14 protein-coding genes and 1 pseudogene are annotated in these 14,229 nt (G+C 66.0%); 14 read left to right on the top strand and 1 reads right to left on the bottom strand.

Annotated elements, in window-relative coordinates:
• The first annotated feature begins 11 nt into the window (after positions 1–11).
• The 9 genes from GQ674_RS15400 (at position 12) to GQ674_RS15360 (ending at position 7,182) form a co-directional block, all read left to right on the top strand.
• Positions 12–950, top strand: a complete 939-nt coding sequence (locus GQ674_RS15400; RefSeq protein WP_159497778.1) for a nucleoside hydrolase — start codon at positions 12–14, stop codon at positions 948–950.
• Between the two features lie 111 nt (positions 951–1,061).
• Entirely contained in the window at positions 1,062–1,304 is a 243-nt protein-coding gene (locus tag GQ674_RS15395; protein ID WP_159497777.1) for a type B 50S ribosomal protein L31, read from the top strand.
• A 336-nt stretch (positions 1,305–1,640) separates the two neighbouring features.
• Positions 1,641–2,918 (top strand): citrate synthase, encoded by a 1,278-nt coding sequence (locus GQ674_RS15390; protein ID WP_159497776.1) that lies wholly within the window; start codon positions 1,641–1,643, stop codon positions 2,916–2,918.
• 621 nt (positions 2,919–3,539) lie between these two features.
• Positions 3,540–3,902: a NirD/YgiW/YdeI family stress tolerance protein gene (locus GQ674_RS15385; protein WP_159497775.1), complete on the top strand. Its 363-nt coding sequence runs from the start codon at positions 3,540–3,542 to the stop codon at positions 3,900–3,902.
• 134 nt (positions 3,903–4,036) lie between these two features.
• The gene (locus tag GQ674_RS15380) at positions 4,037–4,198 is read left to right on the top strand and encodes a hypothetical protein (RefSeq protein ID WP_159497774.1); all 162 of its coding nucleotides are present in this window, start codon (positions 4,037–4,039) and stop codon (positions 4,196–4,198) included.
• Between the two features lie 190 nt (positions 4,199–4,388).
• Positions 4,389–4,670 carry a hypothetical protein gene (locus GQ674_RS15375; protein WP_159497773.1) on the top strand — a complete coding sequence of 94 codons (282 nt, stop codon included), beginning with the start codon at positions 4,389–4,391 and terminating at the stop codon, positions 4,668–4,670.
• An 82-nt stretch (positions 4,671–4,752) separates the two neighbouring features.
• A complete protein-coding gene (locus GQ674_RS15370) occupies positions 4,753–5,031 on the top strand; it encodes a hypothetical protein (protein ID WP_159497772.1) in 279 nt (92 codons plus the stop codon).
• 85 nt (positions 5,032–5,116) lie between these two features.
• The gene (locus GQ674_RS15365) at positions 5,117–6,697 is read left to right on the top strand and encodes a protein kinase (RefSeq protein WP_159497771.1); all 1,581 of its coding nucleotides are present in this window, start codon (positions 5,117–5,119) and stop codon (positions 6,695–6,697) included.
• A 122-nt stretch (positions 6,698–6,819) separates the two neighbouring features.
• Positions 6,820–7,182: a NirD/YgiW/YdeI family stress tolerance protein gene (locus GQ674_RS15360; protein ID WP_159497770.1), complete on the top strand. Its 363-nt coding sequence runs from the start codon at positions 6,820–6,822 to the stop codon at positions 7,180–7,182.
• A 34-nt stretch (positions 7,183–7,216) separates the two neighbouring features.
• On the opposite strand, the gene GQ674_RS15355 is transcribed toward GQ674_RS15360, so the two are convergent.
• Entirely contained in the window at positions 7,217–8,002 is a 786-nt protein-coding gene (locus GQ674_RS15355) for a helix-turn-helix transcriptional regulator (RefSeq protein ID WP_159497769.1), read from the bottom strand.
• Between the two features lie 95 nt (positions 8,003–8,097).
• Between GQ674_RS15355 and GQ674_RS15350 the strand changes: the two genes are divergently transcribed.
• From GQ674_RS15350 to GQ674_RS15330, 5 genes and pseudogenes are all read left to right on the top strand, one after another.
• The gene (locus GQ674_RS15350; RefSeq protein WP_159497768.1) at positions 8,098–8,868 is read left to right on the top strand and encodes an alpha/beta hydrolase; all 771 of its coding nucleotides are present in this window, start codon (positions 8,098–8,100) and stop codon (positions 8,866–8,868) included.
• Positions 8,869–9,074: 206 nt separating this feature from the next.
• Positions 9,075–9,578, top strand: a complete 504-nt coding sequence (locus GQ674_RS15345) for a CS1 type fimbrial major subunit (RefSeq protein ID WP_159497767.1) — start codon at positions 9,075–9,077, stop codon at positions 9,576–9,578.
• 51 nt (positions 9,579–9,629) lie between these two features.
• On the top strand, positions 9,630–12,353 hold the full coding sequence (locus GQ674_RS15340) for a TcfC E-set like domain-containing protein (protein WP_159497766.1): 2,724 nt from the start codon (positions 9,630–9,632) through the stop codon (positions 12,351–12,353).
• A 113-nt stretch (positions 12,354–12,466) separates the two neighbouring features.
• A pseudogene (locus GQ674_RS21770) lies at positions 12,467–13,480 on the top strand (CfaE/CblD family pilus tip adhesin).
• Positions 13,481–13,497: 17 nt separating this feature from the next.
• Positions 13,498–14,196 carry a pilus assembly protein gene (locus GQ674_RS15330; protein ID WP_159497764.1) on the top strand — a complete coding sequence of 233 codons (699 nt, stop codon included), beginning with the start codon at positions 13,498–13,500 and terminating at the stop codon, positions 14,194–14,196.
• Positions 14,197–14,229 lie beyond the last annotated feature (33 nt).

The following is a 14,229-nucleotide window of genomic DNA, read 5'->3' as shown; positions in this document are numbered from 1 at the left end:
AGACGGCAACGATGACCAAGAAGATTCCGCTGTTGATCGACACCGATCCGGGTGTCGATGACGCCCTGGCCCTGTTGATGGCCTTCGCCGATGAGCGCCACGATATCGTCGGCCTGACCATCGCCGCCGGCAATGTCGGCCTCGAGCACACCGTGCGCAACGCGCTCAAACTGTGTGAAGTGGCCGATCGCGAAGACGTGCCGGTCTACGCCGGTACCGCCGACCCGCTGCTGCACCCCTCCGTTGACGCGGCCCACGTGCATGGCGCCGACGGCTTTGGCGATGTGAACCTGCCGGCCGCCAAGCGCCAGGCCGAAGCCGAGCACGCCGCGCTGGCGATCCTGCGCCTGTCGCACCAGTACGCCGGCGAGCTGTTCCTGGTCGCCCTGGGTCCGCTGACCAACCTGGCCCTGGCCCTCAAGCTCGACCCGACCCTGCCGCAGCGCGTGAAGCGCTTCCTGGTGATGGGCGGGGCAGTGACCTGCCACGGCAACATTACCCCGGCGGCCGAGTTCAACATCGCCTTCGACCCCGAAGCGGCGCACGTGGTGTTCACCGGCTTCCCGCACATCGAAGTAGCCGACTGGGAGGCCACAGTCGCCCACGGCCTGCTGCACGCCGATGTGGAAAAGTGGCTGGCCGCCGACACCGACAAGGCCCGCTTCTATGAGCTGATTTCGCGCCAGACCCGCCTGTGGTCCGAAGACAGCCGCGGCGAGCGCTGGTTCGCCGCCGATGCGCTGGCCATGGCCTGGGCGCTGCAGCCCGAAGGCGCCCTGCGGGTCGAATCGCGTCCCCTGAACGTCGAACTGGCCGGCGTGCACAGCCGAGGTGCTACCATTGTCGACTGGAACCGCCAGACCGGGCAGCCGGATAACACCCAGCTGCTCATGGCCTACGACCAAGGGCGTTTTGAAGCCCAGGTCCGGGCGGCGCTCGGCGTCTCCTGAGACCGCCACGGCGGCTCTTCCGCACGGTAAATGTCCCCGGCTTGCCCTTCGCGGCATCCGGGCATATAATGCCGCTCTTGCGTTTTCCTTATCCTATTTACGGTGTGCCTCATGAAGGACGATATCCATCCCTCGTACCGTGACGTCGTCTTCCACGACGTGACGTCCGATTTCAAGATCCTGACCCGTTCCACCATGGCTTCGAAAGAAACCGTGAAGTGGGAAGACGGCAACGAGTACCCGCTCGTGAAGGTGGAAATCTCCTCGGCTTCGCACCCGTTCTACACGGGCAAGCACAAGGTCATCGACACCAGCGGCCGTATCGACAAGTTCCAGAAGCGCTACGCGCGCTGAGTTGTCGCTGCAGTTGCACCAAAACAACGGTCGCCTTGGCGGCCGTTGTTTTTTTGTGTCCGCTCCAGGGTTGTGAACTGAACGCAGGCCAAGCGACGCACCAGTGCCTGCGGAACGCTGTGTCCGGACGTTGTTGTCCGCATGCCGCGCGGAGCCTTGGCGCTGTAGGCAGGGCGCACCATACGCATAGCCGTACCCGCGTCTACGACTTCCGTCCTAGGGCGGCAGAAATGTTGCTGTGCGATAATGGCGGGATCCACGGTAACGATCGTGGACTTCCTTCACGTGCCTGCCCCATGCGCTTGGGTGGGCGCCTTCCCTCGAGGAGCGCACACAGTGTCCGATCTTGATCAGGTCACGCTCAACGCCGGCGAAAAGTCGGTTGTTTTGCCCGTCATCAAACCTACGCTCGGCAACGATTGCGTCGATATCTCGAAGCTGACCAAGGAAACCGGTCTCTTCACGTACGACTCCGGCTTCACCGCCACCGCCAGCTGCAAGTCCGCCATCACCTATATCGACGGTGACAAGGGCGTGCTGCTGTATCGCGGCTATCCGATCGAGCAGCTCTCGGAAAAGTCCAGCTACGTCGAAGTGGCCTACCTGCTGATCAATGGCGAGCGTCCGAGCGCCGAGCAGTTGAAGGCCTTCACCGACGAGCTGGCCGCTGAAGCCAACGTCGATGCGTCGATCAACACCCTGATCGGCAGCTTCGCCCAGGATGCTCATCCGATGGCCATCCTGACCGCCGCCATCGCGCAGCTGTCAGGCATCTACCACGCCTCGCTGGACCTGTCCGACGCCGAACAGCGTCGCCAGGCCGCCGTGCGCCTGATCGCCAAGGTGCCGACCCTGTCGGCGCTGATCTACCGCCACGGCAAGGGCCTGCCGGCCAACACGCCGGACACCTCGCTGGACTATGTCAGCCGCTTCCTGAAGCAGACGTTCGAATCGGCCGACGGCCAGTACGAACTGAACCAGGACGTGGTCAAGGCACTGGATCTGCTGTTCATCCTGCACGCCGACCACGAGCAGAACGCCTCGACCTCGACCGTGCGTATGGTCGGTTCGACCGGTGCCAACCCGTATGCGTCGGTCGCCGCTGGCGTCACCGCGCTGTGGGGTCCGGCCCACGGCGGTGCCAACGAAGCCGTGCTGAAGATGCTGGAAGAGATCGGTTCGGCCGACAACGTCGAGTCGGCCGTGCTCAAGGCCAAGGACAAGACCTCCGGCTTCCGCCTGATGGGCTTCGGTCACCGCGTGTACAAGAACTTCGACCCGCGCGCCAAGGTCATCGGTGAGATGACCGGCAAGGTGCTCAAGCAGCTGGGCGTGCAGGATCCGCTGCTGGACGTGGCCGTCAAGCTGGAACAGGCCGCGCTGCAGGACGATTACTTCGTGGCCCGCAAGCTGTACCCGAACGTCGATTTCTACAGCGGCATCATCTACAAGGCGCTGCAGATTCCGACCGAAATGTTCACCGTCATGTTCGCCCTGGGCCGTACCTCCGGCTGGGTCGCCCATTGGCTGGAACAGCAGGTCGATCCGGAAATGAAGATCGGCCGTCCGCGCCAGGTCTACACCGGCAGCGACGTGCGCGACTACCAGGGCTGATCGCCTGCGGTAGCTTGTGCTGAAAGCGCCCCGCATTGCGGGGCGTTTTTTTTGGCTTCTTCTCCCCTGTGAGGGGAGCAAGGCCGACGCAGTGGGAGCACGACGCTACCCGGGTGGGTTGGTGTGCGGGCGGCGTCTGGATCGGCTGGCGTCTTCGATCGGGCCGGTCGCGCGCGTGAGGGCCCCGTAGCAGCCGGTAGGCCCCTGGCGCAAATGTCCCCCGGCCGGGTGGCGGCCTCCTCCTTTATTTTGCCCAGGAGCCTACCGGCAGCTACGGGGCTCGGCTTGCGGTACAAGCGAGAAGGCGTGCTCTTTTGGGGCCGTTGGTGGGTCGGGTGCTGGGCGCCGATGCCCTTGGAGGCGAAATCAAGGGGGAGGTGGCGGCCGCAGGCCGACGCCGGAGGACACTCGCCGGAAAGGGTATCGGCGCCCAGCGACGACCTACCAACAACCGCGCCGACAAAGAGGAAAAGAAGCTTTTTTGCCTATCCTTCACCCGAATGAATGCCCGCTGGACACACCCGGTCGGGCGGGGCGCTTTCGTACTTATTGCATGTGCCTATCCAACTCCGAAGAACAAGCTACTTCCGTCAATCAAGTAGCCCCTCCGAGGAGATTCCCATGACGCGTTCCCTGCTCATTGCATTACTCATCGCCCCCTTCGCCCTGCAGGCCAGCGACGCTTTTGCCGGCTACAGCGGCCCGGGCGTCGGCGCGGTCGTCACCACTGCCGCCCAGGCACGCCAGCAACGTGACGACCAGCCTGTGATCCTGCGCGGCACCCTGGCGGCCAAGCTTGGCCACGAGCGCTATCGCTTCACGGACGCCAGTGGCGACATCGAGGTCGAGATCGACGATGACGACATCGCCGGGTATCGCGTCGGCGCGGGCACCGTGGTTGAACTGCATGGCAAGGTCGACACCCACCGGTTCAAGCCCACCGATGTCGATGTGGACCACGTAGCGGTCATGGCGCCGCGCTGAGGCGGAGGCCGCCCCGCGCCCCGGGGGAAGCGCCATTTTGCGCAGATCGCCCTCGCCCGCGTGAAAGGGCAGGCGTGAATGTGAGAACAGCAGCTGGCCGGAACTGTGCGTATGCGCGCAGAACGGAGAGGTGAATGCGCATGCCCGAAGATTGGGCATTGACGCAACAAATGGTCAGGCAGACGCTCTGCCTCGCATTGCCTCCGCTGCCGCGCATGGCGCACGGAATGGCGGTGCGCATCCAGACGACAGGGGGCGCGACGACGCCGACGCAGCATCTGCAGCGCCTGCAGTGAGGGGATGTCGGCCGCAGGCCGCATGCACAGAGTGACGATCACAGGTTGACGATGAGGTGGCCGCCTACGGGGCGGGCGCGGGGCGTGAGCACCCCTGCGCCGGCGCGCGGGATGCATCGTCGGAAGCAGGGCTCGTGTCCAGCCACCGGCAGACGCCGCTGTTCCTTCCAACGGAAATGGAGACACATCAATGGCTGTCCAGACCGAGTTCGTACAGAAACTGCTTTCCGACCCCGCCTTTGCCGAGCAGCTCCGCAGCCAGGCATTGGCCGCGGTACTGGGGGGGCAACAAAGCCCTGCATGGAAGACCTATTTCGGCGGGCAACACTTCGCCGCGATGGCCACCGACCCGGGCAAGCTGCAGGCCCTGGGGGCCTCGGCCAACGCCGCCGCCTGCACCTGCAACAGCACCACCGTCACCACCACCACCAGCCCCATCTGCACCGGCACCACCACCACCGGGTCGGGCTGAGCGCGGCATATACGGTCGCACCATCCCGTTCGGGCGTCGCCGCTGCGGCGTCCGTCGCTCATGTTCGCAGGAGGAATCGAAGATGGCACTTTCGCAGAAGACCAGTGAGATCGTGCAGAAGGCGCTGGATGACAAGGCGTTCGCCGACCAGTTGCGCCTGCAGGGAATGCAGGCCATCCATGCCGGTGCCGGCAGCAGCGAATGGAAGACCTACTTTTCGCAGTTTGCCTCGTCGCCGGAAGAGCTGCAGGCATTGTCCGGCGGTAGCGCGTCGGTGGCCGCGTGTACCTGCCACAGCCGTACCGTGACCACCACCAGCACTCCGCTGTGCACCACCACCACGACCACCACCAGCAGTTGAAAAAGCGCTACGCCGCGCCGGTGCGCGTGACGCACCGGCGCATTCTGACGCTCGACCCGATGGCCAACGTCCAGGGAGGTGTGTCGTGCAGGATGTCGATACCGCAGCAGTGCAGAACGTGTTGGAGCATGTGCCGGGCAAACCGGCCAGTGGCCATGAACAGCAATGGCGCGCGCTGGTGGATGCGTACCTGCCGGTGGTGCCAGGGCGCAGCGGCTGGCGCTACCGGCCACCGCAACGGGCGCATCCGGCGCAGGGTTGGAAGCTGCACGTATCGGCCACGCTGCCCAATGCAATCACCGTGTTCCAACGCTGCGCGCCGCTGCTGGTGGAGCGCGGCGTAGCGTTCAAGTCGGTCAAGACGCTGAACATCCTGGGGCGGCTCAACAGTGCCATCCCCTTTGGTTTCAGCCAGATCGGCAAGTTCATCACCGTCTATCCGCGCGATGCCAACGAGGCCGTCGAGCTGGCCGAACTGCTCGACCAGGCCACGCACGGTCTGGGCGCGCCAACGGTGCCGTTCGATCGCCAGTACCGGCCAGGCAGTGCGGTGTACTTCCGCTACGGTGCGTTTGGTCATGAAGAAATGGAAACCGAAGACGGCACCCGAGTCAGTGCGCTGCGCACCCCCGCCGGGGAGCTGGTGCCGGACATGCGTGAGCCGGGCAAGGCCATCCCCGAGTGGGTCCAGAGTCCGTTCGCCGCGATCGTCGAGACGGCCGCGCCGCCCACGCCGTTGCAGACCCGGTTTCTCTGCTACGAAGCTCTCATGCAGCGTGGCAAGGGTGGGGTGTACCGCGCGGTGGATATCCAGCCGTCGCCCGCGCGGCTATGCGTGGTCAAGGAAGGTCGGCGCCACGGGGAAACCAACTGGCACGGCCTGGATGGCAGGACCTTCGTGGAACGCGAAGAGGCCTTCCTGCGCGCCATGGACGGGCTGCCCTTCGCGCCGCCGGCGGTGATCGATGCGTTCTGCATCGGCGAACATCGCTACCTGGTCATGGAACACATCGACGGCGAGCCGCTGCTGCAGGCCTGCGCAGATCCACAGAAGAAAATCGCGCTGGACGTTGCGCTGGCCTACGCCGCGGGCGTGGCGCGCCTGGTCGCGCAGCTGCACGCGGCCGGCTGGGTATGGCGCGACCTCAAGCCGGCCAACCTGCTGGTGGATCACGATGGACGGCTGCGCCCGGTCGATTTCGAGGGCGCGCTGGGTGTGCACGACACCAGCGACACGCCGTGGGGCACCCCCAGCTACATGCCGCCGGAAGCCAAACGTGGCGCCTTCGCCGGCAGTCACCTGCGCGAGGATCTGTACGGGCTGGGCGCCACCATCCATCAACTGCTCACCTCGTGGCTGATGCACCGCGACGAAGCCGATCCCGCCGCCCAGGCCAGCGCCGAGCAACGGCCCGCCGTGGGCACGCTGCGCAAGGGCGTACCGGTGCCTGTCCGGCAGTTGGTGGCACAGTTGATGGATGCCGATCCGCTGCGCAGGCCATCGGCCGCCGCCGCCGCCGACCTGTTGGCCCTGTATGGCCGCGCCTCGCTGCCGGTACCGGTGCCGGCCACACGTGATTCGGCCTTGGTACGGCGGGTACGCGACAAAATGTGGAAGGACGTACAAGAGATGCTGCTGGACGAACCGGTGTTGGGGGAGGACTGACCGCGGCTGGCCACACCATGGTCCCTTCACGGGCTTTCGTACATGTTGCATGGGCCACCTCCGGTGAGACGCGCAAGCAGCATGCGTCACGCGGACATCCCATCCACACGAGGAAACCTTCCATGAAGCCCATCGTCGCCCTCAGCCTGATCATCGCTCCCTTTGCCCTGGCCATCGCACCAGCGCAAGCCCAGTACACCGGCCCTGGCGCCACGCCGGCCGCCACCACCGTTGCCGATGCACGCCAGCAGCGTGACGATCAGCCGGTCGTCCTGCGCGGGACGCTGGTGGCCAAGCTTGGGCATGAGCGCTACCGCTTCAAGGACGCCACCGGCGAGATCGAGGTGGAGATCGACGATAAGGATCTGCCGGCGCAGGCCATCGGTGCGAGCACCATGGTGGAACTGCATGGCGAAGTGGATACGCACCGGATCAAGCCGACCGATATCGATGTGGATCGGGTGGTGGTGGTCACGCCGCGCTGAGCAAACCGGCGTCGGGGGCACTGTTGGACCGGCGCTATGCCACCTGCCCCCCCTCGACATAGCGGCTGGGCGCGACACCCAGCACCCGGCGGAATGCGGCTGAAAACGCGCTGGGACTGGCGTAGCCCAGGTCGACTGCAACGCGGGTCACCGACTGCCCCGCGCCGAGTCGCTCGATGGCCGCCAGCAGGCACACCTGCTGGCGCCATTCTGCGAAGCTTACCCCTGTCTGCGTACGGAACAGCCGGGTGAACGTGCGCCGGCTCATCCCCGCGTAGGTGGCCATGCTGTCCAGGTCGGCAGCGATCGACGGCGCATCGACCAGCATGCGGCAGGCCCTTGCCAGCCGCGCGTCGGAAGGGAGCGGTGCGTGCAGCGACAACGGCGGCATGGCGGCCATCTCCGCCACCAACAGGTCCATGAGCTTGCCGGCACGCCCGCGCTCGTCATACAGCGCAGGCAGGTCGACAGCGTCCTCCAGCAACTGGCGCAGCAACGCCGATACCGCATACACAGCGCAGCGCCCGGGGAGCGGCGCCGTTGCCGCGTCGGGCACGGCAATGAACGCGTTGAGCATGGTGACCGGTCCGCGCATGTGCATCGCATGGGCAACGCCCGCGGGCAGCCAGCATGCGCGCCCTGGCGGCACCAGCCAGTGGCCTTCGGGTGTGGTGACGCTGATCGTGCCGCGCGCGGCAAACGCGAACTGGCCGCGGCGATGGGCATGCAGCGGGTAGGTGACGCCGGCGGCGTAGTCGTTTGCCGTCATCACCACGCTGCGCGGCAGGTTTTCAAACGCATCGAGCGGGGCATTGCGCATGGCCCGCATTCTATCGTCATTGACCTGTTGTCGAAGGCGGGCCCGCACCGGCATGGCTACGCTCAGGGTCCCAATCAAGCTCACCAGGCCATGCCATGCCCAACACCTTCCATCGCGTGGGAACCGGTCCCCATCCCGTCCTGGTCCTGCACGGCTGGTTCGGCGATGCCCATGCCTTTGCACCGATCGAGCCGTGGTTGTCGGGCGAGATGTTCACCTACGTGTTCATGGACTACCGCGGGTATGGCGGCATGCGCGATGTACGTGGCACTTACACCATTGATGAGATCGCCACCGATGCATTGGCCTTGATGGATCACCTGGGGTACGCGCGTTTCAGTCTGGCAGGGCACTCGATGGGGGGCATGGCGATCGAGCGGATTGCCGTGCGTGCGCCCGAGCGCGTGTGCGCGCTGGTGGCGATCGCGCCGGTGCCTTGTGGTGGCATTGCCTACGATGCAAGTACGCGGCAACTGTTGGAGCACGCCGCCGGCTGCACTGCCACGCGGCGCTGCATCATCGACCGCAGCACCGGCCACCGCCTGCCGGCTGCCTGGATCGACTGGAAGGCGCGCTATTCGGTAACCCATTCGTGTGCCGGGGCATTCACCGCATATCTGCCGGCTTGGGCAGACACGGACTTCAGCGAAGAGATCATCGGCACGCATGCGCTGCACGTGGTGGTAGGCGCGCACGATCCAACCTTCAACCGAGCCCTGGTGGAACGCACGTACCTGCGCCGGTACCGGCAGGCCACGCTGGAGGTGATGGGCAATGCGGGCCACTACCCGATGAATGAAACGCCGCTGGCACTGGTGGCCTCGATGGAGGCATTCCTCTGCGGACATCCGCCCGCCGCACTCTGATGCCAGCTCACGGTTCGTAAAGCCTGCAGCCGTTGCACTCTGTGAGGGCGGTCGCGAATCGAATCACGCTCTCTGTTTTTTAGGAATGGTTGAATGGGTATATCACGGTGCGCTGACTAACCTGACCGGGCTGCCACTGATCCCCACGCGGGTGCTGGCAGTGCTTTCTGCGAAAGCATTCTTCCCCAAAAAAGAGAGAGAACCCCATGTCCATTCTCAAGAAGGCCGTGCTCGCTTCGGCGCTGGCTGCCGTTTCGTTGTCCGCCAATGCCTTCGACGCCGACATCAAGGTCTGGGCCAACGTCGACCCGACTCTGGCCCTGCTCAAGGCCGATGGCACCGCGCTGGATTCGGTCGTCCCCATGGTGCACAACCCGGTCAGCGGCCTGGTGCCGTGGTCGCAGCAGGTGCGCATCTACTCCAACGATGAAGACAAGGACATCGAAGTGCGTGTCGGCAGCGCACCGCAGCTGCTCAACACCGATGGCAGTGGCGCCCCGGTGCCGCTGACCGTCAGCCTCAACGGCAAGGCGCTGACCGTGGCCGCGCAGGACTTCGCCGCCTCCGACCTGTTCGACGGCGCGCTGCCGGGCGCATCGATCCCGATGCCGCTGCGTATCGCGCAGACCAAGCAGGCGCCGATCGCCAAGGGCGGCACCTACGAGGGCATCGTCACCATCGCCATGCAGCAGAAGACCACCAGCCCGTAAGGCGCCCGCGCCGGCCCGCTTGCCGGGCCGGCCGCTTCCGGTCACACCGCCATGAAAGCTCCCGCACCCGCCGTCACCCGGCTGGCGGTCGCGCTCGCCCTGTCGTTGGCCACGCCCCTGGTCGCGGCGCGCGGCGTTCCCGTCGGCTTCGAGGATCTGGTCGAAGGCCAGACCGAACAACTCGAGGTACGCCTGTTCGGTCGCTCCACCGGGCTGGTGCCGGTGCGCGTGACCCTGGAACACGTGCAGCTGGAAGCGCCGGCTGAAGCGCTGCAGGCGCTGCAACTGTCAGCCGAAGCGCAGGCGGCGCTGCTGCCTGCGTTGTCACAGCCGTTGCCGCGCAACAGCCACCTGGCCTGCCGCTACGGTGGCGCCAGCGCCGGCTGCGGTTACATCGATCCCCCCGAGGAGCCTACTGCCGTGCGCGCGCTGTATGACGAGGGCGAGGGCGCGGTGCGCCTGTTCATCGCCCGCCAATGGATCGCCGGCGAGCCGGCCGTCGAGCGTTACCACCAGGTCGACGCCAATGCCGAGAATGCCTTCCTGCACCAGCACACCCTCAATGTCAGCGGTGGCCGTGGCTACCAGTCGCTGGCCGCGCAGGGCATGGGGGCCCTGGGCGTATTACAGCGCGGGCACCTGGCCGCCGACTGGACCTTCAGCCAACAGCGTTACCAGGCCGGCCGCGCGCACCGCGCGTTCCAGCTGGACAACGCCTACTACCGACACGACCTGGGGCAGCAGCACTACCTGCAGGCCGGGCGCATGGACCGCCGCAACCTGAGCAGCCCGCAGGGCGGCACCTTCAGCTTCAGCATGCTGCCGATGGACCGCTTCGAGGGCCTGCGCGTGGGCACCACGCAGGCCTACGTGGATTCCGCTGCGGCCGTTCAGGCCACGCCGCTCACCGTGCTGCTGGCGCGCGATGCGCGGGTGGATGCCTTTGATGGCGAACGCCTGCTGCAGACCTTCTACCTGCAGGCCGGCGTCAACCAGCTCGACACGCGCCGGTTTCCGCTGGGCAACTACACCATCACCCTGCGCATCTATGAAGACGGCGTGCTGGTGCGCAGCGAGGACGCGCCGTTCGACAAGGGCGGCGACTGGACCGACAGCAGTGTGCAGTGGTTCCTGCAGGGCGGGCGCCGCAACGAGCGCCGCAGCGACCGCTTCGATGACGAGCGGGCGGCGATGGGTGGCGTGCGCGTGCCGGTGTCGCGCAACGTGGCGGTAACCGCTGGCCTCGCCGACCTGGGTGGTTTCAGCTATGGCGAATTGCGGGTGGATCTGCGCCACGTATTTGCCACCCAGGACGTGCGCGCCACCTTCAGCGGCATGCACGGCAGCGATGGCAGCCGGGGCCAGCAGCACCAGCTGTCCTACCGCCGCCGCGCCTCGTGGAATGTGTACCACCAGCGCATGCGCGGCCGTGCCTGCCAGTTCGAGGACGATGCGCGCGACCGGCTTGGCTGTGCCGACTCGCTCAGCGCCTCGATGGCGCTGCCGGTGGCCGGCGGCAATGCCTACGTGGCCTATACGCGCCGCCAGACCTGGCGCGCAGGCACCGTGCAGCCGGGGCTGGGGGAGGATCCGCTGGCCGGGCTCGACCCGCTGTTGCCGCCGTGGATTCCACAACCCACGCGCGTGCCCCAGCTCAGCCGCACCTGGCAGGCCAGCTACAGCCGCAGCCAGCGCTGGGGCGAGTTCAGTGTGTCCAGCCGTATCGGCGTGTGGCAGCAGACCAGCGGCGGCGGCCTGCGCGATGGGCGCGACCGCGGCATCTATTTCAACGTCAGCCTCAACCGCCTGCAGCGCGGCGACCGCGGCACCTCGCAGCGGCGCTACGGCGTGGACGTGCGCCAGCCCCAGCACGCGCGGCCGGAGATCAACTACAGCGCTGGGCAGACCCTGCGCCAGGAGTACGAGGACCAGTACCGCGAGGTTGCGGCCGAACTGCGTGGCAACAACAACGAACGCTACAGCGCGACGGTGAGCGGCCAACTGCAGAACCGCATTGGCCAGACCGGCGTCACGCTGTCGCGCTACCAGGACCGCAGCGGCGGGGAAATGGCGTACAGCGCCACGCACAACTCGGGCCTCGCATTCGGCACGCGGGGGCTGTATTGGGGCGCGGGCATCGGTGCTGATGCCGGGCTGGCGGTGCAGGTCGATGGCACCGACGACCTGGACCTGACCGGGGTGGCCGCCGAACTGCAGGTCGGCGGCCTGCGCCGGCAGCGCCTGCGGCTGGGCGAACGCCGCCTGCTGCCGATTTCTGCCTACCAGTCGCACCGCGCCGAGGTACAGGACGCCAGCGCTCTGGACAGCATTGCGGCGGTGCGCGTGACCGGTGTAGGCGGTGCGCGCCCGCTGTTCCTCTCGCCAGGCCGCCTGGTACGCATGCCCGTGCCGATCGAGGTGACCTACACCTTCATCGGCAACGCGCGCGATATCGCCGGTGCACCGCTGCGCGGTGCCCGGATTCTCAACGCACCGGTGCCGGGCACCGGCAGCAATGGAGGCTTCGTGGCCGACTTCCCGCGACGCGAAACAACCCTGTACCTGCTGCAGGACGACCGGCTGCTGCACTGCCCGCTGCAGGTGCGCGAACGCCGCAGCGTGGTGATGCTGGTAGGCGCGGTGCAATGCGAACCGCTGGCCGTGGCGCAGTTGCCCGCCGACATCCGCCATCAGGCCCGGGTGACGCGACTGCTGCAGGAGCAGGCGTTGATTGCGGCTACGCCGCAGGCCGCGGCCGCGGGAGGTGGGAAGTGAAGCGGTTGCCGAGGTGGGTGGTGCTTGTATGCGTGTTGGTGTTGCTTGCGCCGCATGCGAAGGCGCAGCGGCCGCTGGACCAAGATCCCATCGACATAACTCAAGACTACAACATGTCGTGGGATCGCTCTGCGACGCCAGGTGACATCGAGCTGCTACCTCGGCGAACAATAATTGCATATGAGAGGGCGCTGAGCATGTCATATGGTCAGCTATTCATAACGTGCTTCTCAAAGTCCGATTCCGCGCTCGGAAGATGTCCTGAAACTGACACCGGCGAACTCCCGTCGGGGAACAGCAGTGTTATCGCTCTTCGATTCACTGAATCACGGGGCGGCATGACAACGGATGTCGAGGTGCACGGCGATCTTTTTCGCATTGCTGCAACTGCAGCGTGCGAATCCGACTACTGGGCAGCAACTCCTAGGCCGTTGTGGTCTTCGAGTGCACCAGAGTGCAATTTCTTGATGCCGGCGGGGACAGGGGCGGAATTCCGAATACCCGCATCAGAGCTGAATAAGCTCGTTGCAGGCCGGTAGAAGGCCCGACTACTGCTCGCGTTGCGCAGGCCGGCTCATCAACAGCTTGCAACACATACCTTTACTTTCGACTTCACCATCACCGACCACAACGCGGTCTCCATCTACTTCCCGCTCTTCGACCAGGTCACACCGCATGTCGGCCTGAACCTGCAGTACGACCCGATCGCACAGACCGTCGGCGGCAGCACCAAGGTGGACATGTGCCTGTACGACGGGCTGGGGTCACAGAGCCAGTACCTGGGCATCACCGTGCGCGACAGTGGCGCAAGACCGCCGGGACCTTCCGGTTACTCGGTCTGGCACACCGATGGCGGCAGTGATGCCACCCAGCGCGTGGACTACACGGTCACCCTGGACCACAGCGGCACCACCATTCCCCTGCGTAATGGCGTGGAGCAACTGCTGCACGGCATCGACACCGCAAAGCTGCGCCTGGTGATGCTGCCAGGCATGACGCAACCGGTGTTCTGCGTGCCCACGCCGATCACGCTGGATACCCCCCGCATGTCGGTCAGTACCAAGCGCCCTGGCTATTACAGCGGCGATCTCAACGTGGAACTGCGCGTTCCCACGGCCACGCCCTGACTTACATGGAGTCCCCGATGAAGTGCTTCGTTCGCTATCTGCTTCCGCTGTCCTTGCTGTTGGCGGCGCAGGCCCACGCCAATCTCACCGTGCACCCCATGCGTACCTCGGTGGACGCGAAGAAGGGCGCGCAGATCCGCATCTACTCTCAATCCACCCAGCCCCAGTACGTGCAGGTATCGATCAAGCGCATCGTCGATCCCGCCGGTGAAAACGAGCAGGAAGTGGAGGTGGAGCCGGGCGATGCCGCCATTGCGGTAACGCCAGGCAAGTTCGCACTGGCCGGTGGTGGAAATCGCCTGATCCGGGTGATTCCGCTGCAGCCGGTCGAAAAGGAAACCGCCTATCGCGTGTACTTCGAGGGTGTTCGCGGCCCCGATAGCACGGAACGTGGCGGCGAGGGCGACCGTGCCCAGGCCAACGTCGGCGTCAGCCTCGTGTGGGGCGCCCTGGTCAACGTGCTGCCGGCCGAGGCCACGATGCGGCTGCAGGTGGAAGGGAACCGCCTGCGCAACACCGGCACGGTGCGCGTGGGCATCACCAGCATCGCCGACTGCGATGGGCCGCGCTGCACCGCGCATGACGTCTCGCGCAGCCTGTATCCGGGCAGCGCGTTGGAGCTGCCTTTTGCCACCACGCCCGGTCACACGCTGCAGCTGCGCTACCGACTGACCCGCGATGGCTATCGCGAGCATGTGCAGACGTTGGCTCCCTGAACCCCACAGGCCGTCGTGGCGCAGTGGCGCCGC

The organism is Stenotrophomonas sp. 364, assembly GCF_009832905.1.
Lineage (GTDB): Bacteria > Pseudomonadota > Gammaproteobacteria > Xanthomonadales > Xanthomonadaceae > Stenotrophomonas > Stenotrophomonas maltophilia_AP.
Note: the sequence above shows the minus strand (reverse complement) of the source record. Positions and strands in the feature narration are given on the sequence as shown.